This window comes from Cuniculiplasma thermophilum (assembly GCF_052315355.1).
Lineage (GTDB): Archaea > Thermoplasmatota > Thermoplasmata > Thermoplasmatales > Thermoplasmataceae > Cuniculiplasma.
This window is the reverse complement of sequence record NZ_JBLSDF010000002.1, coordinates 41,990-67,477: the sequence shown is the minus strand read 5'-3', so window position 1 is coordinate 67,477 and position 25,488 is coordinate 41,990. Positions and strand designations below refer to the sequence as shown.

Genomic DNA, 25,488 nt, shown 5'->3' with positions numbered 1-25,488 from the left:
GTGGATCATTCACAAAATATTGCCTGTACTTTTCCCTAAGAACTGTGTCGTAAAGGTCACTCACACAGTAACATGGCTATCCCATGAATAAATGTTATTGTTCCCTTATCTGTTCAGGGAAATGGGTTTTTAGAAATCCTCAAATCTATTTTGGTGAGTAACTCATATTTTTTAAAGAATTCCAGAAAATTAGCGTTATAATAAATCAATGAAGAGGCCAAAAATAAGCAGCCAGTTCCACAATTACAGCCATGGCTATTCCTATATAGATTACAAGCTTTGGATCCAGGGCTGGACCCTCTATCTCTTCTTCATCGAAATATCTTATTAACCCTGCTCCTGATTGAAATCCATCCTTTTTATCTGCCATCTATTCACAAATGTTATCAATAGATTTATTATTTTCGTATAAGACATGAATAAGAAAGTTTATGGAAGAATTAAGAGGATTTTATTTCTGGTGCTGATAGGATTAGTTGTTTTGTCTATCTCTTCCATAACTTTCTATTCTGGCACATGGCCCCCTCTTTCAATTGTGGAATCCAATAGTATGGAACACTCTTCAAATTTTCAATGGAACACAATTGAAACAGGAATGACAGTAATTGTTAAGAAGGTGAGTTCACCATCACAGATAGTAACATATGTCCAGGGCAGGAACTCTGGATTTCAGAGCTATGGGGAATATGGGGACGTGATTCTATACAATAGTATTTCCGGGTACATTGTAATTCATAGAGCAATGTTTTTCCTTTCCTGGAATGGTACAACTCCTGTTGTTCAGGGATATAAAGGTCAATCATGGATAAGTGTTACCAATTCCTATGTTCTCATACGCAATGTTGGTTTTTCACATAGAAATGAAGTTGTATTCATCTCATCATTTAAGGGGGTATCGGGATTTATCACCACTGGAGACAATAATCTTGCAAGATCAACAGACTACATATCCTCACTGAATGCTTATGTTGCAGCGGATCAGAACATTCTTATCTCCCCAAAGGGTCAGATTTTTCCACCAGTTAATTTTTCTTCAATAGTTGGAATAGCACGAGGAGATATTCCACTCTTTGGCCTTTACAAGCTTTATCTCCTGGAATTAACAGGTAAATGGAATAAGGAGAATGAAATCCCAGCTAATTCAAATCTGTATTTAGGAATAATTACTGTCTCCATTTTGACAGCAATATTTTTTCCATACAGAAGAGTCATTAAGAAGATTGGGAAAAGACGGTCTTAGCACCACCTGTTACCTTTAATTCGTGAATCTCATTTGTGTGTTTGAGGGCACGTTTTTTTACCTCAGATACGTTCTCTGAAAGGGTTGGAATGAACACGCTATTTCCACCGGTTACGATATATGTCATCCACAGATCTGATCTCCATTCAATGATATCATCCATCAACTTTCGCATCTCAGGTGTTACAATTTCCACGTTTACAAGGGAGTTCATATAATGATAATCCTCTGTGTCCTCCATTGCCAATTCAAATATCCCCTTCACATCTCTTATTTCAGATAAGGACTCGAGTCTCTTTACAGCAGCCTCTGCATTCTTAATTCTGACTTTATAATGTTCATGCTTTGGCTGATTTGTGTGTATATCATCAGAGGGCTTTCTCTTGTGTGGAAAGACGGCACTTACTATTCTTATATTTTCAAATGCATCTTTATCTAGAATCCTTTTTGTGTAAGGTTTTTCGTCAGCATATGTAACTGTCAATCCCCCATAATAACTTCTTCCTGCACTCTCTGATACTTTCCGCATCTCAAGCTCCAATGAGATTGAGTCTACTTCTAGTAATGAATTAACACATTTTCCCAGTGCGGCTGCCCCTGCATCTGAGCTTCCACTGAGAATGTTTTCATTGACTGATTCTATTGAAATTTTATCTGTACCATACCTTTGAATGAATTGATCAGAATAGGACTTTATCAATTTCATTGGTGACCTGGAATCCTCTGAGTTGATCTCTTCGCCATTTATGCTAACATAGGATTTATCAGCTCCAACAGTCAAGGTTGTTCTTGCAACAGACTCTGAGTCAACGAGTGTGTAAGCTATTCCAGCGGAGCTGTGATAGGGTAATCTTTCGTACATATCCTTTATACCACCAAAAAGAACTATGCCTATTGTGGGATGTGCAACAGCCTGTACCTTCCAGAGTGACATAAAACCAAAATAAACCTCAAATAATATACTTTCTTATCAAGTGAAATCTCTCTTCCTTTCTATGGGCAATATTTAAGAAATTAAGAGAGCGTGAATGGTCTTTTATATGAGGTATCAATAACAAACCATGGTAAATAAACCCAAAATGATGTTCATTATTTCCAGTGGAATAGAGGGCAGAGAAAAGGCCATAAGCGGCCTTCGAATGGCAATAAATATTGCGAAATCCGGCTCAGCAGAAGAAGTTAGGCTGATGTTTTTTGGGCCAAGCCAGGAGATGATATCGAAGGCCGATCAGGTTATAGACGACCTCATCAAGGAAGCTACAAATATAGGTTTATACAAGACTGCTTGCAGTATGATAGCAAAAAATAAGAATATAGAAAAGGAACTTGAGGGAAAAGGGATAACTTTGGAACCTGCTGGAAAAGTGCTGATGGAAGCAATTAATCTTGGCTTTGTCCCAATTACGTTTTAAGATGACACAGTTTATTGATTTTAGGGGTCGAAAAATAAATCTAGACGGCCCTCCTGAGAGGATAGTGTCACTTAATCCTTCCATAACAGAGACCCTCTTTATTATAGGAATGGGCAAAAACGTGGTTGGGGTAAGTGCATTCTGCAGAAGACCAATGGAAGCAGAAAAGATCAGGAAGATCGGTTCGTATAGCACATATAATGAAAATGTAATGGAAGAAATTAACCCAGATCTCATCCTAACAGTATCAGGATATCAGGATTCTCTTGCAGAGAAACTTTCTGAAAAGTATAACCTGTTTCAGATTGAGCTACCTTCGACCCCATTTGGAATACTTGACATGATTAACCGAATTGGTCTGGTTACAGGAAAAATTGATCAGGCAAGAGAACTTATTTCTGATCTGCATGGAAAAATAAGGGTTAATCATAGAAAATTCAGAACATACGTTGAAATAGATCTGGGAGGACACGTTACCTTTGGGTCCCAAAGCTATATAATATCAGCAATGAGCATGATGGGTTTTCAGACTGTTTATGTGTATGAACCTAAAGAGTGGATAGAACCTAATTTTTCTAAGGTAAAGGAGTTTGATCCTCAGGTCATTATAATGGAGGGAAAGATGTACAGAGGAATTACCAAAGAGGAAGCGGTTAAAAAACTTACGGAAGTCGGTTTACAGGAAACCTCGGCGATGAAAAATGACATGATTTTTACAACACCCGGAAAACTTGATTTTCTGGCCCATCACGGTCCTGACTTTTTTAATTCTGCGATTCCGTGGCTCCAGAATGTTTATGATTATGTACTTAAGCAAAAAACATACTAATATAAATACGGGTATGAGATAACTATCTGTCTTTTAGACAGGACGTAACCAAATGGAAGGAATTACCAAAATTAAAGAACTGACACCTGAGTCAAGAAGAGTAAATGTTCTTGCAAAGGTTGTCGAGATCGGCGAGCCAAAGGAAATAAACACAAGATTCGGTGAGACAAAATCTGTTACCGAAGTTGTTATAGGAGACGAGACGGGAAAAATAAGGCTATCCCTCTGGGGAGATCAGGCCTCTAACGTCAAGGACGGTTCCACTTTGCACATTGACAACGGATACATCTCCCTCGTAAGAGGTCAGATGAGACTGAATGTGGGAAAGTACGGAAATCTCAACGAGTCCGAAGAAACCGTATCTGAAGTGAATAATGACCTCGACATGAGTGAAAAAGTGTATGAGAACACAAATTTCAGAAGAGGAGGTAACTTCAGAAGGGGCGGAAACTCTGGCGGATACGGCAGAGGAAGAAGGGACTCTGGATCGAGAGGAAACTACGGAAACGATGAAGAGCAGGATTAATTCTGCTCATCTTTGTAAATATTTTTATTTTGATTTTTAAACATTTCATATATCTCTTCAGATGAAGTTGCATCTTCTGGTTTTTTATCTGTTCTATATCTACCTGTGAATCTTGGAAATCTTAGGGCAAGTCCCTGGCCATTGAGAACGCTGTTAGAGCATGTGTGAATTGGACTTTTAGTTATTTCAGCACCGACAACCTCCATAACTTTCTCCGGGTAAATCCAGACATCCGGTACCATCTGAGAATTTACACGAGCGGGTTTCTTTTCCGTAACCAGTTCCGAAAAGAGACTTTTAAGTTGTGCCAGCATTTCATCTGTGAAACCTGTCCCCAGTTTACATACACTTTCAAAAGTGTCTTCCTCCTTATTGTAGGATGCCAGAAGAAGCGCACCGTAGCTTCCCTTCCTCTTACCATGACCAAAAAATGCCCCAATTACAACTAGGTCCAGTGAATCTGCGAGTTCATTCCTGTAATCACGCTTGAACTTTATCCAGAGCCATCCTCTTGCACCTGCCCTGTATACTGTATCATCCCGGATATCTTTTGCAACTACACCTTCACATCCTGAAGATATGGAATTTTCAAAGAATTTTTCAATTTCGGATTCATCTGAACTTATGATCCTTTTGGCGAACCTTATTCTATCACCTTCAGTGAACTTCTCTCTGAGGAGATTGGTTCTCGAAAGGTAGGAAAGCCTATTTAGTGGCTTTCTCTCAAAATATATAATATCAAATAGAAAAACCACTATTGGTATATCTTCTTCATATTTTCCAAGATCGTATTTTCTTCCTCTGCGCCTTGAAACGTTTTGAAAAGGATATATCTCCTCAGTCTCAACGTTAAAAGGAACCGCTTCTCCATCCACTATAAAACTTTCGTACGGAAGTGATCTGAAATAATTCACAACTTCAGGGAACTGATTCGTCGTTTCTTCAATTCCGCGGGAAAAGGTCTTTACAACATCCCCCTGTTTATGAACCTGAATTCTCAACCCGTCATATTTATTCTCAAAAGCTGCCTTTCCTCCCATCTTTTGAAGTATTTCATCAATAGATTGCAGTCTTTCTGCTAGCATTACCTTCACTGGAATAAGAGGTTGTGGAGATGCATTCTCGATCATGGAAGAATTGCCCTCTTTCAAAATTTTAGCCACATAGGCGAGATCTGGATGAAAATTGTATAATTCCTCTACCTTATCCTGATCTACATTTTCCATATATGCTATCCTTAAAGCATAGAGTATGGTGGAATCAGATACACCCAGCCTGAGCCTTCCCTGAAGTATTCTCACAATATACTTTGATTCAATTGGAGAAGCCCTTATCATGAGGTCAATAAAGATCTTTTCTTTTTCGGAAGCAGTCCCCTGACCCTTAATTGTTGCTACCTTTCGCAGTGAATCGTAAAGCTCCCTAAGTGTCAGAGGGTCATCGAAAAAAGATCTCTGCTTTGATTGGGAAGATAACTCCTGTGATACTGTTCCGAGATCTCCTTCCTTTGCATATCTCTTCATTATCTCCTCCTCAGTAACGCCTGTTATCTTCCTGATTACTTTTATTATAGTTTTTTCCGCAAGTCCAATTTCAATACCCTCATAATCTGGTGCAACCATCCCTTTGGAGAGATAGAGAACAAGAGCATATTCATCATTGCTCTCAAGGATCAGATCCCTATATATATCAGATAATTCAAGCCTTTTTGAGGTCATTGACATTTTTTCAAAAAATTCTACAACTTTGCCAAAAAGCATGAGTAGTCTAATTCATATTATTAAATAAATTTGTTACAAAAAGTGGATTCCAATAATGTAATATCAATTATTTGAAACAGGATAAACTATAACACTTAAATTTGTATTATGAGGTATGCATCATCATAAGGGATTTGATTATGAAAGAATGGATGAAATGAGACAAAAAATGGTTGATGTTGACAAAATCCTTGACTTTATGGATCTTAAGGTAGATGATATAATCTGCGACATGGGTTCAGGAAGCGGCTTCTATTCAGTACTTTTCGCGAAGAAATGCAACCATGTATATTCCTTTGAATGGAATGAAAGAGGTAATAATATTTTAAAGAAAAAGATGAGTGATGAGAAAATAAACAATGTTACAATAAGAAATGAAAACATATGCGAAAAATCTACATTTCCGGATTGCACAAAAGTATTCTTCTCAAACAGTTTTCACGACTTTGAGTGTAGAGAAGAGCTAATAGAAAGATTCCAGGGAAAATCAAGACCCGATTTCATATTGATTGAATTCAATAAGGATACTGAAATGGGACCTCCTGTTGAGATAAGGATCGATAAGAAAGAACTTAATGAAATTTTTTCACGACATAATTATAGGTTGAAGAAGACTATGGATTTTCATTCGAACTATGTTAGTTATTTCGAACACGAATAGAATTAAAAATTCAAAACCTTCTCATGAAGGTACTCCATCAGATTCCTTAACAAAGGATGCGAATACGAATGACATTATAATAGTTGCAAAAATAACTGCAGAATATTCCTGAACATCAATTATCCCTGATGAGAGAGATATGGTTGCTATAATCAATCCAACTGCGCCTCTTCCCCCAAGAATTCCCATAGTTCCTCTTCCAGTAAATGGTCTCAGCCATCTTCTTCCAATAGCATAATCCAGCAAACCACCTAAAAATGCGGAAACTATGAGAATTATGGACATTATGACCAACATATGATAACTAGGAAATAGGAATGTAAGTCCCGCAATACTGAAGAAAAGAGGAATGAAGAAACTGTCGTTTATCCTCCCCAGTGTTCTGGTTATTATGCCCAGGAGTTCTTCCCCTATGACCACATCACTGATCAGTATTCCTGCGAAGAATGCTCCAAGAACGTAAGTGATTCCGATCAATTCGAAAACTGTTGAAATTTTTAGTCCTGATAGAATTATGGCTCCAAAGACCAACTTTTCACTCCTTGCACCGGCTCTCAATCTTTCAAAGATTGAAAGGACGTATTCTGAGTGTTTTCTTAAACTGATATCCAGTAGCATTATGAGGATGAGGAAAATGATGAATGCGGCAATTTCCAGAAGTATACCCTTTGAATTTATTATTGCAGATGTTAAAACGAATGCTATCACATCGGTGATTATTACAGATGCAAGTATGGCATTTCCGGCCTCAATTTTAAGTAAGTTCAGGCTGTTAAGCATTACAGATATAATGGAAATGGATGGAACTGCAATGGATATTGCCATTATCATCTCACTGGAGTTTATTGAACCATAGATAATTCTTATGGCCACCAAAATTACAATAAGTGGAAATACAAATGATGAAAGAGTCAGTATTGAACCTTTTTTGATATTTTTCAACATGGTATTTGTTGTTGCCTCTATTCCAATTAGCAACACTATGAAAAAGAGTGAGATTTCACTCAGTCCATTTATTACCGCATTGGGTGCTACAAAATTCAAAACTGAATGCCCCAGGATTACTCCTGCGAGAATTTCCCCTATAACAGACGGATACTTCAGTTTCTCGAATAATGACCCCAGTATGATGGAGAGGAGCAGGAGAGGAGCAGGAGAGAAAATATCGCTATTAGAATGTCCACGCTCCATATAACATATATAACTATTAATTTCTTCGGTATGAAGTTTGAAATTATTTTTACCCCTGCTTGGAGGAAGAATAAAAAGTGTCTCTATCATTTTGTGTCCATTTGCCTAGGTAAATTTATCCATACCTGATCAAGATCGGGAACAAAATGGAAAATCTTCACACTATATTATTTTTGAATTAATTTTCTCTTCACGTTCATGCTCCCCCATATTTTCTCCTTTTTGGACAATGTGATTATATGCCCCACAGGTCTTAAAAATTATGTATTTAATAATTTAAATTTAAATCGTTGTAATTTTACTCCTATATAATCTTTGTAAAAAATTTATACCTATGACACAATATGCCATAATACATTAGAGTGTGATGTCATGGCTGATGAAATAAAGACGGTTGAAACCGATGTCCTTGTTATTGGTGCCGGTGGAGCCGGTATGAGAGCTGCTATTTCTGTAAATGATGCTGGATTGAAAGTTGTAATGGTAACAAAATCACTCCTTGGAAAGGCACATACAGTTATGGCAGAGGGCGGAATAGCTGCGGCCCTTGGAAATGTTGATCCCCAGGATAACTGGACCGTTCACTACGGTGATATAATAGAAGAGGGAGTTTACATTTCTGACTGGAAAATGGCAGAGATTCTGGGAAAAGAAGCGCCTGAAAGAGTTTTAGAACTGGAAAGATACGGTGCCCTATTTGACAGAACACCAGACGGAAGAATAATGCAGAGGGCCTTCGGTGCCCATACGTACAGAAGGCTGGCACATGTTGGTGACAGAACTGGGCTTGAACTCATAAAAACTCTGGAGGATCAGGTTCTTCACAGGGATATTACCTTTTACGATGAAATGTACATAACTAACCTTTTGAAGAAGGATGATAAAATAATAGGTGCCTTTGGAATTAAAATGACTACTGGTGAATTCTTTGTATTTAAGTCAAAGGCAACTGTTATTGCAACTGGAGGTTCTGGTAGAGTCTACAAGGTCACATCGAATTCCTGGGAATCCACTGGAGATGGGATTGGAATGGCATATCGTGCAGGTGTAAAATTGCGAGATATGGAAATGATACAATTTCACCCGACAGGTATGGTTTATCCACCAGGTGTCAAGGGTCTCTTAGTAACGGAGAGCGTGAGGGGAGAAGGAGGAATTCTATTAAATTCCAAAGGAGAAAGATACATGTTAAGATATTCCCCTCAGAAGAAGGAACTTGATGCAAGGGATGTGGTTGCGAGAGCGAATTATAGAGAAATAATTGAAGGAAGAGGTACAGAACACGGAGGAGTTTACCTTGACATTACGCATAAGAGTCCGGAGTTCATTAAGCATAAGCTTCCGGCAATGTATCAGCAGTTTTTGGAATTTGCCGGTGTGGATATTACCAAGGAAAAGATGGAAGTGGCTCCTACAGTTCATTACATGATGGGGGGAATAGAGGTGGAACCTGAAACTGAGAGGAGTAACATTGAAAACCTGTTTGCAGCTGGTGAAGTAGCCTCAGGACTTCATGGAGCAAACAGACTCGGTGGAAATTCCCTGGCAGATATTCTTGTGTTTGGGAAGAGAGCCGGGGACGCAGCCTCTAATTATGCTAGAAATGCAAGCCTTGTGGACGTACCTCAGGAACTCATAGAAAGGGAAATAAATTACGTGAAAGGCTTCTTTAAGGAGAATGGAAAGAATCCATACGACCTGATAGATCGTCTTACATCATGTATGAGCGATAACGTTGGAATTGTGAGAGACGCTGAACATTTGAAAAAGGCAATAGAGATAATAGAGCAACTTAAGGAGGAGTTTAAAGAAGTTGGAACAAAGGGCATGATTAGGTACAATCATGGACTTCTGGGATGCCTTGAACTGGCTAACATGTTGATCTCATGTGAAGCCATAACTCATTGTGCTCTGATGAGGGAGGAGAGCAGAGGTGCCCACACAAGGTCGGATTTCCCAAAGAAAGACAAAAACTGGAAAAAGAATATAATTACATATTTGGGTGCAGACGGAAAGATGACTTATGAGGTTAAGCCAGTGGAACCCATGCCCAAGGAATATGAGCAATACGTAAAACCGGAGGTATACGAATGAGCGAGGATATAGATATAAAGGTGTTCAGGTTCGATCCTGAGAATGACAAGGAACCAAAATATGTGGATTATAAAGTTCCCTATGTTGACGGTATGGTTGTACTTGATGCCGTCAGATATGTTGAGGAGAAGATAGATCCAACAATTTCCATCAGGTGGAATTGTAAAGCGGGTAAGTGTGGTTCATGTTCTGCAGAAATTAACGGACATCCATCACTTATGTGCAAAACGAGAGTCGATGAGATTGGAAAAAATATAACCGTGGCACCAATGGCAGCATTCCCACTTGTAAAGGACCTGGTGACGGACATATCAAAGAACTGGGAAATCGCAAGAAAGATTCCACTCTTGACGCCAAAGGAAGGACTGGAAAAGCCATGGAGAATTAACCCAAAGGATGTGGAAAGATCCAAGGAATTCAAAAGATGTATAGAATGCTTCCTGTGCATGGATGTGTGCCATGTAGTCAGAGAGCATTTCACACCCTACTTTGGACCAAGACACATTGTAAAGGCAGCATCCTGGGATATGCATCCCCTTGATGGTCTTGACAGATCCAAGATGCTTAACGATGAGGGAGGTATGGGTTATTGTAATATTACAAAGTGCTGTACCGAGGTTTGTCCCGAGCACATTAAAATAACTGATAATGCGATTATACAGGAGAAAGAGAGGGCCGTTGATAGAAAGTACGACCCCATAGCAATGGTGATTAAGAATAGAAGAAAGAAGGAAAAGGTGATGTAATAGTGTCGTTTAGTGTTAAAGATGAAACCGCAATGCAAAAGATTGCAAGGTTTCCAAGGGAGTTTGGAGAACTGAGGTTCTGGTCATTTGTCTTTTTGGCCTTAATAGCTATTTATCTAATGAGTGTCTTTGCCATGACATCTCCGGTTGATGGGCTAACAGACCCATTTTATTCTCCAACATTTCTGGTACTTCCTCTGGTCGCTGGATTTAGGGCAACATGTTACGCATACAGAAAAGATTACCACAGGCATCTGTTCAGACACCCTGTGGCATGTGGTGTAGTGAACTTTCAGAACAACTCTGTAAGAGATCTTCCTGGAGAGAAAAAGGGTAGATTTTATTCCGGGGAAACTGGGATTTTCAGAATTGAGAACCTGCACAGATATTTCTGGTATACAGCGGTGGCAATTCTTCCGTTCTTCTATTACGATATATATGTGGCACTTGCATACAAAGGGCAGTTCACCCTTGGAGCACTTCTGCTCATTCTGAACACCCTATGGGTAACCCTTTACACATTCTCCTGCCATTTCTTTAGACACGTGACAGGTGGAAATGTTGATTGTTACAGTTGCCCTGTAAATAAGAAGAGTTTCAGAAGATCATTCTTCAATGGAGTATCAAGGATAAACAGTCACCACGAACTTCTGGCGTGGATAAGTCTTTCATCATTCTTCCTAGTCGATCTCTTTATCAGAGGTGTTGCTGCTGGTCTTCCAATAAACATCGTATTCTTCGGGTTGTGATGAAAATGGGTAAATATATGAAATCAGCTTGGAGATATCCCCTTTTCTTTATAGGTTTATTCCTTATTGAGCTGGGTGGTCTGTATTATAAGTTTGTAAGTAGCAATGTCACAAATACGGAATATTTTGTAATTGCAGGATTTGTGGTATTCCTTCTTTCACTTATAATTCCGTGACCTGATAAACTTTTTTTGTAAATACACTTTTATTAATATTTTTAATGTGCATGAGTGTCCAGAGCAGGTAAATTATTTATGAAATTTCAAAGGAAGGCTAAACAAGTTCCAGAATGGAATAATTTTAAGTTGGAGGAAAAGGACTTATGAGCTTTATTTTTAAAGATAGGATTTCCATTTCCATATTTGGTTCTTCCCATGGAGAGGCAGTTGGTGCAGTGATTGATGGTATTCCAGCTGGTTACAGGATTGAACAGGATTTTATTCAAAAGTGGATGGAAAGGAGAGCACCGGGAAGAAGTACCATCACAACTCAGAGAAAGGAAAGAGACAATGTGAAAATAATAAGCGGAATAAACAATGGCTATACGGACGGCGGTTCCATTGCACTAATGATCCAGAATGAGGATGTAATTAGTAAGCACTATGACGAACTCAAGGAAAGACCGAGGCCCGGTCATGGAGATTTAAGTCTCTATTTAAAATACGGAGAATACAGAAATTACTCTGGCGGAGGATTTCTTTCGGGAAGAATGACTGCGCCACTTGTTGCATCTGGCGCCATAGCATTGCAGGTTCTGATTTCTGAGGGCATAAATATAGTATCCTATCTGGAACAGATTGGAGATTTGAAATTCACAAATGCAAACCCCGATGAAGAGAAAATCTATGAACTCGAAACCAGGATGGGCGATTCGTCTTATGATGCAACGGCAAGAGAAATGATAATGAGTCTTATTTCAAAAGGGGACAGTGTAGGAGGTGTTGTCAAAACATTGGTTAGCAATGTACCTGGTGGAATGGGAGAACCATTTTTTGATTCTGTTGAATCCACTTTATCCCATCTGATATTTTCAATTCCTGGTGTAAAGGGCATAGAGTTTGGATCTGGATTTTCTATGTCAGGCATGAGAGGTAGTGAGACCAACGATCCATTCAAATGGAATGGAAAAAACTTTTACACCTCAAATAACAGAAACGGAGGAGTACTTGGAGGCATAACCTATGGAGATCCGGTTGAATTTAGAGTTGCCATGAAGCCAACTTCATCCATAAGAATGGAACAGGACACAATAAACCTTATCACTCATCAGGAGGAAAAAATAAGGATTAAAGGCAGGCACGATCCATGTATTGCAATCCGGGCAGTGCCCGTAATCAAATGCGTCACTGCAATCGGTATTTTGGATCTTTATTTGAGAATGAAATCATCTCACAAAGGGTATCCTGAAAATTATCCCGGTGACTGACATAAGAATTGGAATTATGAATGTGAATCCTATTGTAATGGCCGCATAAACTTTGGCCTTGCTCAGAGATGTGAAGACCGTATCCATAAGAGTCTGGTATGAATCTTCGGAACCCATTTTCACCCTGATCTTTCTGGTTCCGTAAATTGCCCTTGAATCTTCAACATTTTCAAAAGCCTTCATTGCCGTCTCCCTTATCTTTTCCCTCAGCTCCGAAAGATCTCCAGATTCACCCAGAGGATTCATATCCAGGGATCCAGCATTTACAACGTGGTTATCTGTTGTATATATTCCTATGTTTTTAAACTGATCCCTGAGATCTTCCCTTATTCCATCCATAAGTGTTTGGCTTATATTATTGGAATCTGTTAATATCATTGTATCCTTATCATTGCCATAGTCAAGAACAATAACCTGAATACCCATGGGCCCAAGGGACTTCGATTCGATCTTATTCTGGTAATAGCCGATCCTGCATGGATATTTTGATTTTAATCTGCCTGCAATTTTATAAATTCCATGAAGATATGGACCTATATCTGTAATTTCCCTTGAACCCCTAACGAATTTGTTTTGAGCATCCACAATTGATGCGTGCATTCCCAGTGATTCCTTGAGATATTCAACCGCACGCTGCCCTTCCGTATAAAGTATATCATCAAAATCCACCCGATCAGGGTTTAGAGCCACTATGGCTCTTCCGTTAAAGGAAACGGCATCAATCTTTATACCATTACTTTTTAAGGATATGAGTCGTGACATTTTATCTGTCTGACCATCGCCATTCCACATTGATCTTATGGCATCCCCTATTATTGCAATATCTTCTTCTCCTGCACAGTTGTTGTTGTTTGTTGTAGCGGTGTGGAATACCATTAGATCCTGTGAAAGTTCAGAAGTGTATTTTGAAAGCCTCTGGGGAAGATTGCTTGAGCCAATGGTTCCAAATGGGCCAGGATGAACATATGGAAATATGAGAGCCGCCTTGGTTTTCCCCTCCGGATTTTCAAAGCGGATCATATCAACAGATACTTCCCTCTCTGTGCTGTAAATTCGCTTGAAGAATCGATCTCCTGAGTCGTAATATTTCCTGCTGGTTGAACTGTATAGAAAGAATTTTATAAGGTCCCTTGGCTCTTGCTGAAATTCTTCCTTGAAGGTTTTGGTCGATTTTCTCACGAAGATTAGGGACAAATAGGAGGAAATGAGAGAGTATGCAATAACCTCTACAACGATTGTATATTTTAAAAAGAAAACAAATAAGGGAATGTATGATACTGCAAACATATTTGCGGAAATATAATTGACACGATCGTTTTCAGATAAGTATACATAAAATACCAGAAATCGAAAGAAAGAGATGAAAGAAATTGCAATGGCAATATTCTGAAGTTTTAAAAATGGGGTAACAGAATTAAAAATCTCATAGATTACAAAGAAGATTGTAAGAGTAATAGAGAACAGAAAAATATTCTTTCTGAAATTCAACCTGGATTTGTATAATTTTGAAAGGTACTGATCAAGGCTTAGTGTAATAATTGCAGGGACAACGGTTATAAAAACTGAAAATATAATACTTCTTGACAGAAGAAATTCTATTATTAAAAGCGAAAGGATAATCGTGACTGATTTCCAGACCGGAAATGACAATTTTACGTATCTGTTTAGGTCCGCAAAAGTTCTGGACATTTGACACCTTAATGTTCAGGCGAATTTAAAATTATTTCAAATAATTCTAAGAACCCATTACGGGAACCATTGTATATGTTCCGTAACCTGTGAGAACCTTAACAAAATTTCCAAAGAAATTTTTGGGTAGACCTTCAACATCGTATTTCAGTACCTTTATTGTGCTAAGCTTGTCGATTGAAGAAATAATTATAATATTTGACTTGCCTGCCTGCATTATCATTTCGGATGATATCTGCCGGTTTCCTCTTCCTAGAAAATAACCGCTTCCCCCATATGGAGAAACAACGATCTTTAGAGAAGCGCCTTTCTCCACAAATTTACCAAAATCCTCAGGATAGAGATTCCCTTTAATTAACTTCCTGTTACGGATCAGATCTATCTGAAATATGGATGTCTTTAGACCCATCTTCTCCATAAGTGATTTGCAGGTTCCTCCTGTGCCTATAATATAATAGGAATCATCCATATCGTCCAGAAGAAATTCAAGAATGGAATCAGATGACCATTCATTTCTTACAATCTTCGGATCCGAATATTTTTCCCCTTTTGTAACTATATTTAATTCCCCATGCTTTTTTATGGAAAGTTGACCCTTTTCCATTTCGTTCTCATCTGCATCTTCCACAACACCAGTTGTTATGTAAAAGTTCGATCCATCAATGAAGGATTGAAGCCTCTGTGCTGCATCCCTTGGATTGTATGAAAAAACGGAACTGTACATCTTCATGCCTGCCGGAACCCCGATTACTGGAACGTCAGGTTTTGACACCAAAACATCCCTGGCGGTACCGTCACCACCCACAAATACAAGTATCTGGCATTTTCCCCTTATCTCTTTAATAAACTCCTTTGTGTCATCAGGGGTGGAAGGATTTCTCGTCCTGTGGCATATTTCCAAATTGGTGAAGCCAGATTCCCTTAGAATGTCTTCACCCATTGCTCCTGAAGCAGTTATAAAATTAATTTCTCTGTCAAGTTCATCCAGGAATTCTGTTGCCCTGAGCTCTGAATAACCGCAGTTATCGTCTCGAACTCTATCAGAACCATTAACGTGATGGTATATACCCGAACCTGCCACAGGGTTAAGAAGGAACCCTACAATCAATCTAACCAGGAAGAGTAAGGCAATCCCCGATATAAGATGAATCGTAGATTGCAAATTGTAAGGGTATCTCCTTTGATGAGGATGTTGAAATATCCACGTTCATACTCCATGGAGTAAAGTTTTTCTCGGCTTCAATCATAAATTTTTGTAGCCCGGTTCCATTCATGGGCACAGGGATCGATGTGTTTTTGTCAATGCTATAAATAATTGAATAGTTCAGATTCTCAGGGGCTGAAATGAACATGGTTTCTGATACATTTTTGTTGAATGTGCTAATTACAGTAAGATTCAGACTTTTTCCGCTTTGTTCTGGTGATGGGATTATGGTTAAATTATAAGATTTTATTATTTTAAGAATTGTAAATTTAATCTCCTGTGACATACTATTAACGTAAACTCTTGCATCAACAGTGTTAATACCAACGGAAAGGCTTGAACCATTTATGGTAAGATAGTACGTCTCTGTTCCACCAGGGTCTATATCTCCAGCCACTGCTCTTACATCGTATGGAATTCCGTTGCTTATATAAAATCCTGGGTCTACTGCTATCTGACCAACATTCGTAACTGATACCTGAAAACATGATTGGTCAGTGGAATTATTCAGAATTACCGCTGAATTCCACGAGGTTGATACTTCTATGGAAGGAGAGCTTATGTGAACTGGAAATGGAGTTAACCCAACAAGAGCCATCATCAGGGTCACTACAATAACCACAAGGGTTCTGCTATTAACTCTTCTAAGCTTTGTGTTCATAGGTTCCTGAACGTCCAGACCTATCAGAAGAATGAACAGAGGTAGTATTAGCCAGACAGGATATGTAAGATCAATAAATGCGATTATTGTCAGAAATACGTAGGATATGTTCTTTCGGACAGAAGGAGAAAGGGCTGCAAATATACTTGCACCGTCAAGAAAACCAACAGGAAAGGCATTAAATGATGTGAATATCAAACCTGACCATCCTGCAAGTGCTAAAAGATCAAGATTCCCTTGAGCCGGTAAAAATCTTCCAAGAATGACCTGAAAGAAAATTGGAAGATTCACCAGATTTATTGATGAATTTGGACCATAACTTAGTCCGTGATATAAGGAGATTCCATAATAACCTAGAGAAAGAAATAGCATGGATACCAAAAGGCCAGAAATGAGAGAGTAAAAACCAGAGAAAAGTTCCTGATCCGAAGACTTGTAGGGTTCGTCCGGGGCATTTATAATTCCCAGCGTACCCATCAAAATGGGGTTAGGTACAAAAATAGGCATAGAATATTTCTGACCGTTTCTAACTCTAATGATATATTTTGGAATCTCCCTCGATAGAAGGATTCCACCCACAGGGAAGAGGAAGAATAGAAGGGTTTTTGCTGCTATTATTGATTCACTCTGCCCGGTATAATAGGATGAGCCGTATGTATATCCCGCGTAAAATATACTTATTACTGTTATAAAGAGAAGAAGAAATTTCAGATAACCAATGCCTTTGTGGTTGTATTTTCTGGCAACTATTATTTCATCGTCACCATTATTATAAATGTTAAAGCCTCTTGCAGCGAATAGGTCTATTGCCTTCTGAAAATTATCTGCAAAACTACTGGAAGGCTCAATTTTTACAACTATTACCGGACCGTCCCTGTATGAAGAAGTAACTTTGAAAAAATGTGATAGGAGTACTTCAATCTCCCGTGTCTCTTCGTTACTGTAAGTGTATGCCATAGTATTACTGAAAAATCTGATTGAAAAATCAATTAATTAACTTTTCACTTACTCCGGTCGTTAAAACGTCACTAATAACCCTGCCTGACTTATGGGGATTTTTTCCATAGAGTGTCTTGTAGAGGGTTGCAGCCTCCTTTTCATCCCTTCCGATTATGGTTACCGTGTTCCCACCTTGAATAATGCCAGTATCGTGGTTTTTTATAAGCATTGGAATCAGTATGCTTGATTCCTCAGTGTCGCCCTTCATAATACGAACCCTAACACCTTCTATGCTGACCAGAGGGGAACTTGAATAGATTGACTCCGAGTTCTTCTTGACCATTTCCTTAGACTTCTCCCTTAATTTTAAAAGTTCATCCATGGACTCCTTAACCCTCAGAGAAACATCTGATGTGGCCCTCACATAATCCTTGATTGAATTGTATTCATCTTCTATTTTTTGTACGTATTTGAGAGCTGCGGGTCCTGCACAAAATGTTATCCTTTGAATCCCCTCCTGTATACTTTCTATGGAAATGATCTTGATAAAGCCTATCTCTCCCGTAGAAGAAATGTGAGTACCCCCACATCCCTCCACATCAATTCCATCAATATCCACAACTCTCAGATGGTCAGAGAGTGGCACACCTCCTTCGAAAAGCCTGAAACCATACTTTTCTATTGCCATATTCCACTCCAGGTTTCGAACAGTGACCTTTCTATTTTCCATAATTGCCTTTAAGGCGCGCTGCTCTATTTCCTCAGCCATCTCTCTGGTTATCTTTATGTTGCTGGTTATATCGATTCTTGAAGAATCGATTCCCTTCTGGGCCCCGGCCTGCCACACCTGTTCACCAATAAAACTTCTGATTGTTCCAAGGAGCAGATGAGTGGAAGTATGATGAATCATCAACTGCTTCCTGCGATCGTAATCTACGAATCCCTTTACCCGTGTTCCTGCTCCTATTGACTCACTAAGTACATGTATAATGGCCTTTTCCTGCTTGTATACATCCTTAACTTCTATCTTTTTTTCTCCAATTTTAAAATATCCAAGATCATGGGGCTGCCCTCCTCCTGTTGGATAAAATGCTGTCTGATTTGTTACTATCATATTATCCTTTGATGCGAGAACGATAGCCGAAAATTCCATTAATCTGGGATCATCATAATACAGAGTTCTTGTTTCCAAATTTCTAAACTCCTCCACTAGGCTAGACTGATTTACATCCTTTCTCGTGGAATGTTTACTAACTATTCTATTGTGAAAATCTGGTGGTATGGATATGCTTAAGCCCTTAGAAGCAACAAATTGAGCTACGGTTTCGGGGACGATACCATAGGAATCATAAAGCAGTTCGAGATCAGCCACATCAATCTTACCCTTCTTTCTCAAAATTCTATCTATCTCTTCCTTTCCCCTTTCTTCTGATTTGTGATACTTTTCCAGTTCTTCTCTTATCACCATCTCCGCAAAATTTTCCGGGAATCCATTAACTATGCCTTGAAGATTTTTAGATTGCATTTTGAGTATATCCATAAGTGTCCCATTGAAATTTAGATAATCCATTGCTCTGAATGATCTTCTCAGAAGGAGTCTCATAAGGTAACCCACCTTAACATTGCTTGGAATCACATAGTCTCTGAACAAGTGTATCAGAGAACGGCAATGATCCCCAAGGATGTAGGCCTGTCTTATCTTTTCCACGTAATCCCAATCTATTTTTCCATACCCGGCCATCATCCTTTCCATGTTTGATTCGATTTCTCCTGATGTTTTTTCAGGTTCTGACGAGTGTATGCGTGTGATTTCACCCATGTATTTCCTGTCATCAATTTTTAACCCTGACTTGCTTAGAATTTCATCAACCACATTTTTGTAAACTGAGTCGTAAACTGTTGGTGCACCGGTTGTTACCCAGCTGATCCGTTCAAGACCATAGCCGGTGTCCACAATCCTCATTTCCATTTTTCTGTATAGAATACCGTCAACTTCTATTTCACCCTTGGGATCTTCCTTAAGGTCCATAAACACAAGTGTTGCAAGCTCCAGGCCTCTAACAAATACCTCCAATGCATTTCCTGCATTCCCACCTCCAGACCATGGTTTTTCCTTGTATGAAATTTCACTACCATTTATTCCCATGGCTTCAGTGAGAAATCCATGACATCTCGAAACTGTTCCCTCAACCCAATAAACCTCATGATGGGGTGTGTTGAAGGAATCATGGCAGAGCATCTCAAATGATGTTAGATGCCTCCCCGAAATCCCAACAGAGTCAAGATCGTTCATTCTTATTGATGGCTGTGACATAACAAGTGGATTTGCTGGAGGTTTTACCATACCTGAAGTTACATGAGGCTGAAAATCATATATGGAAGCATTTACAAGTAGTACATCCTCCCTCCATCTTGGTACCACTGGATACGGTTTAATAAGACCATGATCCTTTTTAAAATAGTTAAAGAAGGCTTCTCTCACCTGATCTATTGACATTTTTTTATTTCCAACGGGATTTCCTATGAAACCGTATTCATCGCATGGAGGGTCACCACATGTCTTTCTGTTGCTGTCCTGAGTCCAAAACCACATCCCACATTTGATGCACTTTTTCCTTTCAAAGGAGTTATTCTGGAAAAAAGGAATTGCGAATTCAGGAATTATATCATTCTCACTATTCATAAAATGCGTATGAATTATGGTATCATAAAGATTCTTTTTGTTATATCCCTCCCATCAAAATATTGCTTTAATGATAATTTTGGATCGCCTGAAAAAATCATGCCCTATAGTGGAATAGAACCAGAAAAAACATTGATTATTGCAGATAATATACAGTACCGGCTTGAATTATAATTCACTTTGATTCTTTATGAGACTTTTAAATTGAAAGAGAAACTTAATTGCATTCACAACAGGATTTTGTAATTAGATAATAATACATGTTATCTTGGCCATTGCAGATACTATCCTTAGACTATCAGAAAGGATATTTCCATAATTATTGCAAGTTCTGTAAAAGTATGGAGAAATGACCCCTGTGAAAGTTTGAGATATTTATTGTTTCTATAATTTTTATGTGATGAAATTTTTTCAGTTTTAAAATCTGATCATTAAGTACATCCTCAGGTCTTCTTGAGGAATCTATTGAAATTGCTTTTAGCATATATATTGCATAACTCCACTCAGGAAAAGTCTCCATGTTCCTGAGAAGTATTTCTGTCTGATCCTTTTGTGAAATATCCTGATATATTAGATCAGGAGAATGGCCTATAAAAAATGAATAAGAATTAGGTGTTCTAGCATTTGCCATAATGGGATAAATATTTTCTCTCTTTTCCGAAAGTGACAGAAGTTTTGCAAAGGGTTCAGGAGCAACTTCTATTGCAAATATCTTTCCCTCTTCGCTGATGTCAGAGAGATGAGATGTGGTGGTCCCGCTTGATGCCCCAAGGTAGAGAATTTCAGTATCACTATCCACAGGAAATCTGCTTAAACCATCGCTTATTGCTGCAGATAACTTACTCTTTTTGGAATCCCATAAATGCAGAAAGAAATCTGATCTCTTTATTACCTTTTCACCGTAAACACTTTCTGAATATTTGCTCTTTGTATACAGTTTATCCTTAATTATTTCTATATTATGATGCTTGAAATTTTGTCTTTTCATCTCTTAATCTCCCTTATCAGATTGCCGGCAGATTCGGAGTTAAGAGTAACAAAAAATATAGAATTTTCACCAACTTCTATACGATAGCCGATTTTAGTCTCCTTCACATCTTCATTCGTATGAATATAGGCAAATTCGGAGTCCATCAGTTCTTCCCATATTCCAGGTTCTGGCTTTATAATTATTCCTATGTAAAGTGGTTCTTCACTTGCTATAAAAAGGTGGTTTAAATCGACTTCCTTCATTGTACCATTTGGGGTTGATGATATCTTCACAACCATATTTTTGTGATGCTGATTCATTTAATATATGTTCTTAAATCTGTAATGACCTGATCTTTTAATGACCTTTGGAACTATGGCAGACATTTAAGAAGTGTGCCTTTTTGTATGAATCGCTCCTAAATGGGCATCATCATCAATACAAACAGAGTTCCATTTAATTTGATAATTAAGGATAGTGATATTCCACAATCTTAGGTCTTATTTTTATCCAAATCATAGTTCTCTATTCTGACTAAAATACATAAATAATTTCTCATATTGAGGAAATTCAATTGGTGAAAATCCTGACCGATCCAATTAAAGCACAAAATCGAAGGGACGGAAATAGCATAAATGTAATTAACGTATTTTGATTAAGGGTGCAATATAGAGGTTAAAATAATGGGATCGACAGAGACTTGCAGCTCCTGCGGAAGGGGGCTGGTAGATGAGGGTTTTTCCATTTTCGATTGTCCAAGCTGTGGTGAATCAATAATAGGAAGATGTAGAAATTGCAGAGAGCATTCAACTCCATACACTTGCGAAAAGTGCGGATTTACAGGTCCATGAGGTGGCATTATGGCAGATGTTGCAATGACATTCAGTGTTCTTCCGGAAGATCCTTCCATGGATTTGGAATCCCTTAAGAAAAATCTTAAAAGTGGACTTGAAAATAAGTGCAAGATAGTTGAGATGAGTACTCAGGAAATTGCATTTGGCCTAAAAAAAATAAAAATGGTTGTCATAGTGAAAGATGAAGATGGCCAGCAAGACATGGTTGAGGAATTGGCCTCCAATGTAAAAGGTGTTGGTCAGGTAGATTTTGAAGATTCAAGCCTGGTTTGAATGGGCATAGTCCAAATAATTTTGTTCTATTTTTTTATTGTTCTATTCTCCATTATATTTATTGTTCAGCTTATCCTTGCCTGGCCAAGGAAGTATAAGAGAAGTTATTCGGGTAGTTATAAAGGGAAAGTGCTGGTTATAATTCCCATAAGAGGAGTGGACTTTGAACTTTCGGAAAATTTGGAAAGCATCAAGTTTCAGGATTATAAAAACTATTCAATTATATGCGTTGTTGATGATGAAAAAGACCAGTGTGTTGAACATATTATAAAAGCCAAACTGGATTATATTGTATCTACATTCCAATCCAGTGGGAGTGGGAAGGTAAGGGCAATATCCACTGCCATTGAAAGGTACAGGGATTTTGATGCTTATGTTGTGGCTGACAGCGATATTAGAGTCAAAAAAGACTGGCTTACAAATCTTCTGAGACCACTCTCCGTAGGGAAATTTGGAGTCTCGACAACATTTCCTTATTTCAAGAGTGCAGGCGAGTTCTGGTCGAAGTTCAAGACAGTTTGGGGATTTGTAGGGAAGGGGATGATGGAATCTCCCATAACCGTATTTGCGTGGGGAGGCTCTATGGCATTTCGCAGGGACCTTCTGGATGGAAGGATGGATGAGTTTTCATCCGATATTTCTGATGATATGGCTGTAACAAGAATCTCCAAAGGGAAGGGTCTGGAAATTGCTTATGTACCCGAGGCTACTCCATATATATACTCACCGGACAATTGGGATACATTCAAAGAATGGTCCATCAGGCAGACGTCACTTCTTGTGAGCCGAAACAGGTCTGCATTAAAGATAGGAATTCTTCTATACGGTTCTATGTGCCTTCTAATATTGGGTTCAATTATCCTTTCCATATTATCCTCTTATATCTTTCTCATATGGTTCTTGCCTGTTATAATGTCTGAAATAAAGCTAGGAACAAGGCTCAAGGATAAAGGATTTGCTTACTATATAGCAGGGCTAATCATGCCATTCTTTTACACATGGAATCTTTACATAGCAAGCAAAACTGGTAAGATCATGTGGAGAGGTAAGGAATATAAACTATAGGTGACATAGAAGGTAATTAAACCATAGCATGTATAGAAAAAAGTTTCAGGAACTTGTAGTGCAATTTATAACAATAAAAAAGATATGGTATACATGCACGAAAATGAACCAAGACTTTTTGGAACCAATGGTATCAGAGGTATACCAAATGAGGATCTCACGCCAGAATTCTGCATGAAAATTGGAAAGGCCATAGGCACTTTCTTTGGAAAAACAGTAGCCATCGGATCGGATAACAGACTCTCCAACTCAATGATAATGGATAGTGTTATCTCTGGAATCTTATCCACTGGCGTAGATGTAAAGAACATATCAATCCTTCCAACGCCCGCAGTTCAGTATTATTGTAAGAAAAATAGGATTCCAGGAGTTATAATAACTGCCTCTCACAATCCTCCAAGGTTTAACGGGATAAAGTGTATAGACGAGGATGGAACAGAACTTGAAAGGTCAAAGGAGGAAAAGATTGAAAGCATCTATTATAAGAATAACTTCAAGATTGCTTCATGGGAAAATATCGGCAGAGAGATACAGGACAACTCTGCGGCGGAGCTCTATATATCTGGGGTTTTGAGCAGGATAGACGTGGATACAATTAAAAAGATGAAACTTCGTGTAATATTTGATGCGGGAAATGGTGCAGCCTACAAAACCACTCCAGAATTGCTTTCCAGACTTGGTGTGTCTCTGGTAACATTAAACGCCAATCCTGATGGCCTCTTCACGTCAAGAGAATCAGAGCCAAAGCCTTCAAACCTCAGGTATCTTATTGATCTGGCAAAGACCGGGGAATTCGCCCTTGGAATAGCGCACGATGGTGACGCTGACAGAGCTGTTTTTGTTGATGAAAAGGGCAATTTCATTGACGGAGACACAACACTTTCTCTATTCGTCCAGAACTACATAAAAATGGGTGAAAAGGTTGTTACACCAGTCAGCTCATCGGATGCCATTGATGATATATGCAAGGAAAAGGGTGCGGAAGTCATAAGAACAAAAGTGGGAGCTCCAGTTGTGTCAAGAACCATGATAGAAAAGAAAGCAAGGCTTGGTGGAGAAGAGAATGGTGGTATAATTTACGGTGATCACCAGTACTGCAGGGACGGAGCAATGACTGTGGGAATAATTCTCGACGTAATGGCCAAAAAGGGCAAAAAGCTATCTGAAATAATAAAAGAGGTACCGGAATATCACATCACAAGAAAAACCATTCCCAGAAGGGAAGATTTCCACGTTATAAAGACAAAACTCCTCAAGGTCTTTCCTGACTGGAATGTAGATGAAACTGACGGGGTAAAGCTGCGTAAAGAACATGACTGGATACTGGTAAGACCGTCTGGAACAGAACCTATAATCAGAATATTTGCCCATTCGAAAAGTCAGGAAATGTCAAAACGGCTCTGCGATAATGCGGAGAAGATCATTTCTTAACAGACTCATTTCTCAACCCCGACAGAGAATCCCTGAACCTTTTGGCGGCTGTAATATGCCCTGCCAGAAGAAACCATACCAGCATTATATTGATGGGAGTTATCTCAATATATATTTTGTAATTGAATGGGAGAAACAACTGCACAGGGAGTATTATCATCATGATTACAAGCCTGTCTGCCCTCCCGAGTACCCCTCCGTAATTTCTCTTTAGACCTATTGCCTGTGCCTGTGTACCCATATAACTTGTCATAAATACCGCCCCAAGAGCCAGGATTCCAAGATATACGTTGCCGAATATGGAAAATGCGAAACCCGATATGAGAGCCATATCGGAATATCGATCAAAGGTGTGATCAAGCATATCTCCCGCTGGTGATCCCATGCCCTTCCTTCTTGCCACAAATCCATCCATTGCATCAAGTATCGAGGAAAAGATCAGTGAAAAAAAGGCTGCCAGAAGATACCAGACGGAAATGTATCTCCCGGATATGGCTATAAGTATACCTGAGAGCAATGCAAAAACAAAAGATACGATGGTAAGTGTGTTTGGATTGAACCCCATGAATATTCCGGATATTTTTTCCAATGCCGGAGTGGCATTTTTTCTGTAAGAATCAAGACCCATTGAACTTTCTCTCCATTTCCTTAATAAAATCCATAATTCGCTTAAAATCTTTCCCATTTATCCCCTTATCTGTTTTGACTCTTATGATCCTGTTTGATGGGATTAGATCATTCGCTTCATCATAAATTGCATCAGAGAGAAGAACGTCCATATTTTCCTCTATCTTTGACATGGAATATCCCCTCTCGGTCAACCTTTTTAAGAGAATTTCAGGTTTACATTCTGTTATTATTGCGCAAAAAGGGTCAATCAGATGGGAATAGTGTGCATCCATTATTACTAATCCATCCATGGCGAACATTTCTCTAAGACAGTCAATATCAACATCCTCATCTTTCAGGCACCCGTATCTGGATGCCTCCTGATTTAGATCCACGATTCTATAACCTTCCCTGGAAAGAATGTTACACAGTGTTGACTTTCCTGTACCAGGAACACCTGTGACTGCAACTCGCAT

At 38.8% G+C, this 25,488-nt stretch carries 26 protein-coding genes; 14 read left to right on the top strand and 12 right to left on the bottom strand.

Annotation, left to right across the window (positions count from 1 at the left end; genetic code table 11):
* Positions 1-205: 205 nt before the first annotated feature.
* Positions 206-370, bottom strand: coding sequence for a preprotein translocase subunit Sec61beta (locus ACNF42_RS00785; RefSeq protein WP_443337822.1), 165 nt, complete (start codon positions 368-370; stop codon positions 206-208).
* Between the two features lie 45 nt (positions 371-415).
* Here ACNF42_RS00785 and ACNF42_RS00780 point away from each other — a divergent pair, with 45 nt between their 5' ends.
* Complete coding sequence (locus ACNF42_RS00780) at positions 416-1,240, top strand: S26 family signal peptidase (protein ID WP_443337820.1); 825 nt, start codon at positions 416-418, stop codon at positions 1,238-1,240.
* Here ACNF42_RS00780 and ACNF42_RS00775 read toward each other — a convergent pair.
* Positions 1,212-2,174 (bottom strand): mevalonate-3-kinase, encoded by a 963-nt coding sequence (locus ACNF42_RS00775; protein ID WP_443337818.1) that lies wholly within the window; start codon positions 2,172-2,174, stop codon positions 1,212-1,214. The two genes, ACNF42_RS00780 and ACNF42_RS00775, sit on opposite strands and share 29 nt — an antisense overlap.
* A gap of 127 nt (positions 2,175-2,301) precedes the next feature.
* Between ACNF42_RS00775 and ACNF42_RS00770 the strand changes: the two genes are divergently transcribed.
* From ACNF42_RS00770 to ACNF42_RS00760, 3 genes are read left to right on the top strand one after another with little or no spacing between them, the layout of a single operon-like run.
* A complete protein-coding gene (locus ACNF42_RS00770) occupies positions 2,302-2,652 on the top strand; it encodes a hypothetical protein (protein WP_443337816.1) in 351 nt (116 codons plus the stop codon).
* Between the two features lies 1 nt (position 2,653).
* A complete protein-coding gene (locus tag ACNF42_RS00765; protein WP_443337814.1) occupies positions 2,654-3,481 on the top strand; it encodes an ABC transporter substrate-binding protein in 828 nt (275 codons plus the stop codon).
* A 52-nt stretch (positions 3,482-3,533) separates the two neighbouring features.
* The gene (locus tag ACNF42_RS00760) at positions 3,534-4,007 is read left to right on the top strand and encodes a single stranded DNA-binding domain-containing protein (protein ID WP_443337812.1); all 474 of its coding nucleotides are present in this window, start codon (positions 3,534-3,536) and stop codon (positions 4,005-4,007) included.
* Here ACNF42_RS00760 and ACNF42_RS00755 read toward each other — a convergent pair.
* Positions 4,004-5,767 carry an ATP-dependent DNA ligase gene (locus ACNF42_RS00755; RefSeq protein WP_443337810.1) on the bottom strand — a complete coding sequence of 588 codons (1,764 nt, stop codon included), beginning with the start codon at positions 5,765-5,767 and terminating at the stop codon, positions 4,004-4,006. The two genes, ACNF42_RS00760 and ACNF42_RS00755, sit on opposite strands and share 4 nt — an antisense overlap.
* Positions 5,768-5,882: 115 nt before the next feature.
* On the opposite strand from ACNF42_RS00755, the gene ACNF42_RS00750 reads away from it, so the two are divergent.
* Positions 5,883-6,428, top strand: a complete 546-nt coding sequence (locus ACNF42_RS00750; RefSeq protein WP_443337808.1) for an rRNA adenine N-6-methyltransferase family protein — start codon at positions 5,883-5,885, stop codon at positions 6,426-6,428.
* A gap of 21 nt (positions 6,429-6,449) precedes the next feature.
* Here ACNF42_RS00750 and ACNF42_RS00745 read toward each other — a convergent pair whose 3' ends face one another.
* Positions 6,450-7,709: a cation:proton antiporter gene (locus ACNF42_RS00745; protein ID WP_443337806.1), complete on the bottom strand. Its 1,260-nt coding sequence runs from the start codon at positions 7,707-7,709 to the stop codon at positions 6,450-6,452.
* A gap of 282 nt (positions 7,710-7,991) precedes the next feature.
* Here ACNF42_RS00745 and ACNF42_RS00740 point away from each other — a divergent pair, with 282 nt between their 5' ends.
* The 5 genes from ACNF42_RS00740 (at position 7,992) to aroC (ending at position 12,634) form a co-directional block, all read left to right on the top strand.
* Positions 7,992-9,713, top strand: coding sequence for an FAD-binding protein (locus ACNF42_RS00740; protein WP_443337804.1), 1,722 nt, complete (start codon positions 7,992-7,994; stop codon positions 9,711-9,713).
* Entirely contained in the window at positions 9,710-10,459 is a 750-nt protein-coding gene (locus ACNF42_RS00735; protein WP_443337802.1) for a succinate dehydrogenase/fumarate reductase iron-sulfur subunit, read from the top strand. Before ACNF42_RS00740 ends, ACNF42_RS00735 begins: the two co-directional genes overlap by 4 nt.
* A gap of 2 nt (positions 10,460-10,461) precedes the next feature.
* On the top strand, positions 10,462-11,208 hold the full coding sequence (sdhC, locus tag ACNF42_RS00730) for a succinate dehydrogenase subunit SdhC (RefSeq protein WP_443337800.1): 747 nt from the start codon (positions 10,462-10,464) through the stop codon (positions 11,206-11,208).
* Between the two features lie 17 nt (positions 11,209-11,225).
* The gene (locus tag ACNF42_RS00725; RefSeq protein ID WP_443337798.1) at positions 11,226-11,384 is read left to right on the top strand and encodes a hypothetical protein; all 159 of its coding nucleotides are present in this window, start codon (positions 11,226-11,228) and stop codon (positions 11,382-11,384) included.
* A 146-nt stretch (positions 11,385-11,530) separates the two neighbouring features.
* On the top strand, positions 11,531-12,634 hold the full coding sequence (aroC, locus tag ACNF42_RS00720; RefSeq protein ID WP_443337795.1) for a chorismate synthase: 1,104 nt from the start codon (positions 11,531-11,533) through the stop codon (positions 12,632-12,634).
* On the opposite strand, the gene ACNF42_RS00715 is transcribed toward aroC, so the two are convergent.
* The 6 genes from ACNF42_RS00715 to ACNF42_RS00690 all read right to left on the bottom strand — a co-directional run bounded on the left by ACNF42_RS00715 (position 12,593) and on the right by ACNF42_RS00690 (position 21,079).
* Positions 12,593-14,323, bottom strand: a complete 1,731-nt coding sequence (locus ACNF42_RS00715; protein ID WP_443337793.1) for a DUF2070 family protein — start codon at positions 14,321-14,323, stop codon at positions 12,593-12,595. The two genes, aroC and ACNF42_RS00715, sit on opposite strands and share 42 nt — an antisense overlap.
* Positions 14,324-14,369: 46 nt before the next feature.
* Entirely contained in the window at positions 14,370-15,485 is a 1,116-nt protein-coding gene (locus ACNF42_RS00710; RefSeq protein ID WP_443337791.1) for an ATP-NAD kinase family protein, read from the bottom strand.
* The gene (locus ACNF42_RS00705) at positions 15,433-17,145 is read right to left on the bottom strand and encodes a zinc metalloprotease (protein WP_443337789.1); all 1,713 of its coding nucleotides are present in this window, start codon (positions 17,143-17,145) and stop codon (positions 15,433-15,435) included. Before ACNF42_RS00705 ends, ACNF42_RS00710 begins: the two co-directional genes overlap by 53 nt.
* A 28-nt stretch (positions 17,146-17,173) precedes the next feature.
* Entirely contained in the window at positions 17,174-19,810 is a 2,637-nt protein-coding gene (gene alaS / locus ACNF42_RS00700) for an alanine--tRNA ligase (protein ID WP_443337787.1), read from the bottom strand.
* A gap of 319 nt (positions 19,811-20,129) precedes the next feature.
* A complete protein-coding gene (locus ACNF42_RS00695; protein ID WP_443337784.1) occupies positions 20,130-20,798 on the bottom strand; it encodes a fibrillarin-like rRNA/tRNA 2'-O-methyltransferase in 669 nt (222 codons plus the stop codon).
* The gene (locus ACNF42_RS00690; RefSeq protein ID WP_443337782.1) at positions 20,795-21,079 is read right to left on the bottom strand and encodes a hypothetical protein; all 285 of its coding nucleotides are present in this window, start codon (positions 21,077-21,079) and stop codon (positions 20,795-20,797) included. Before ACNF42_RS00690 ends, ACNF42_RS00695 begins: the two co-directional genes overlap by 4 nt.
* Positions 21,080-21,463: 384 nt before the next feature.
* Here ACNF42_RS00690 and ACNF42_RS00685 point away from each other — a divergent pair, with 384 nt between their 5' ends.
* The 4 genes from ACNF42_RS00685 (at position 21,464) to glmM (ending at position 24,403) form a co-directional block, all read left to right on the top strand.
* Positions 21,464-21,631, top strand: coding sequence for a zinc finger domain-containing protein (locus ACNF42_RS00685; RefSeq protein ID WP_443337780.1), 168 nt, complete (start codon positions 21,464-21,466; stop codon positions 21,629-21,631).
* 9 nt (positions 21,632-21,640) lie between these two features.
* Entirely contained in the window at positions 21,641-21,907 is a 267-nt protein-coding gene (locus ACNF42_RS00680) for an elongation factor 1-beta (RefSeq protein ID WP_443337777.1), read from the top strand.
* On the top strand, positions 21,908-22,972 hold the full coding sequence (locus ACNF42_RS00675; protein WP_443337775.1) for a glycosyltransferase family 2 protein: 1,065 nt from the start codon (positions 21,908-21,910) through the stop codon (positions 22,970-22,972).
* A 93-nt stretch (positions 22,973-23,065) separates the two neighbouring features.
* Positions 23,066-24,403, top strand: a complete 1,338-nt coding sequence (glmM, locus tag ACNF42_RS00670; protein ID WP_443337773.1) for a phosphoglucosamine mutase — start codon at positions 23,066-23,068, stop codon at positions 24,401-24,403.
* Here the strand turns inward: glmM and ACNF42_RS00665 are convergent.
* Positions 24,393-25,031, bottom strand: coding sequence for a CDP-alcohol phosphatidyltransferase family protein (locus ACNF42_RS00665; protein WP_443337771.1), 639 nt, complete (start codon positions 25,029-25,031; stop codon positions 24,393-24,395). The two genes, glmM and ACNF42_RS00665, sit on opposite strands and share 11 nt — an antisense overlap.
* Positions 25,021-25,488, bottom strand: a complete 468-nt coding sequence (locus ACNF42_RS00660) for an AAA family ATPase (protein ID WP_443337824.1) — start codon at positions 25,486-25,488, stop codon at positions 25,021-25,023. Before ACNF42_RS00660 ends, ACNF42_RS00665 begins: the two co-directional genes overlap by 11 nt.

Bases quoted from the DNA above. Each gene is read 5' to 3' on its own strand.
- ACNF42_RS00675 (WP_443337775.1), top strand. From the start codon at position 21,908: ATGGGCATAGTCCAAATAATTTTGTTCTATTTTTTTATTGTTCTATTC.
- ACNF42_RS00775 (WP_443337818.1), bottom strand. From the start codon at position 2,174: ATGTCACTCTGGAAGGTACAGGCTGTTGCACATCCCACAATAGGCATA.
- ACNF42_RS00765 (WP_443337814.1), top strand. From the start codon at position 2,654: ATGACACAGTTTATTGATTTTAGGGGTCGAAAAATAAATCTAGACGGC.
- ACNF42_RS00735 (WP_443337802.1), top strand. From the start codon at position 9,710: ATGAGCGAGGATATAGATATAAAGGTGTTCAGGTTCGATCCTGAGAAT.
- ACNF42_RS00680 (WP_443337777.1), top strand. From the start codon at position 21,641: ATGGCAGATGTTGCAATGACATTCAGTGTTCTTCCGGAAGATCCTTCC.
- ACNF42_RS00690 (WP_443337782.1), bottom strand. From the start codon at position 21,079: ATGGTTGTGAAGATATCATCAACCCCAAATGGTACAATGAAGGAAGTC.
- ACNF42_RS00745 (WP_443337806.1), bottom strand. From the start codon at position 7,709: ATGATAGAGACACTTTTTATTCTTCCTCCAAGCAGGGGTAAAAATAAT.
- ACNF42_RS00665 (WP_443337771.1), bottom strand. From the start codon at position 25,031: ATGGGTCTTGATTCTTACAGAAAAAATGCCACTCCGGCATTGGAAAAA.
- ACNF42_RS00715 (WP_443337793.1), bottom strand. From the start codon at position 14,323: ATGTCCAGAACTTTTGCGGACCTAAACAGATACGTAAAATTGTCATTT.
- glmM (WP_443337773.1), top strand. From the start codon at position 23,066: ATGCACGAAAATGAACCAAGACTTTTTGGAACCAATGGTATCAGAGGT.
- ACNF42_RS00780 (WP_443337820.1), top strand. From the start codon at position 416: ATGAATAAGAAAGTTTATGGAAGAATTAAGAGGATTTTATTTCTGGTG.
- ACNF42_RS00695 (WP_443337784.1), bottom strand. From the start codon at position 20,798: ATGAAAAGACAAAATTTCAAGCATCATAATATAGAAATAATTAAGGAT.
- ACNF42_RS00705 (WP_443337789.1), bottom strand. From the start codon at position 17,145: ATGGCATACACTTACAGTAACGAAGAGACACGGGAGATTGAAGTACTC.
- aroC (WP_443337795.1), top strand. From the start codon at position 11,531: ATGAGCTTTATTTTTAAAGATAGGATTTCCATTTCCATATTTGGTTCT.
- ACNF42_RS00725 (WP_443337798.1), top strand. From the start codon at position 11,226: ATGAAATCAGCTTGGAGATATCCCCTTTTCTTTATAGGTTTATTCCTT.
- ACNF42_RS00685 (WP_443337780.1), top strand. From the start codon at position 21,464: ATGGGATCGACAGAGACTTGCAGCTCCTGCGGAAGGGGGCTGGTAGAT.
- alaS (WP_443337787.1), bottom strand. From the start codon at position 19,810: ATGAATAGTGAGAATGATATAATTCCTGAATTCGCAATTCCTTTTTTC.
- ACNF42_RS00660 (WP_443337824.1), bottom strand. From the start codon at position 25,488: ATGCGAGTTGCAGTCACAGGTGTTCCTGGTACAGGAAAGTCAACACTG.
- ACNF42_RS00770 (WP_443337816.1), top strand. From the start codon at position 2,302: ATGGTAAATAAACCCAAAATGATGTTCATTATTTCCAGTGGAATAGAG.
- ACNF42_RS00740 (WP_443337804.1), top strand. From the start codon at position 7,992: ATGGCTGATGAAATAAAGACGGTTGAAACCGATGTCCTTGTTATTGGT.
- ACNF42_RS00785 (WP_443337822.1), bottom strand. From the start codon at position 370: ATGGCAGATAAAAAGGATGGATTTCAATCAGGAGCAGGGTTAATAAGA.
- ACNF42_RS00755 (WP_443337810.1), bottom strand. From the start codon at position 5,767: ATGCTTTTTGGCAAAGTTGTAGAATTTTTTGAAAAAATGTCAATGACC.
- ACNF42_RS00750 (WP_443337808.1), top strand. From the start codon at position 5,883: ATGCATCATCATAAGGGATTTGATTATGAAAGAATGGATGAAATGAGA.
- ACNF42_RS00760 (WP_443337812.1), top strand. From the start codon at position 3,534: ATGGAAGGAATTACCAAAATTAAAGAACTGACACCTGAGTCAAGAAGA.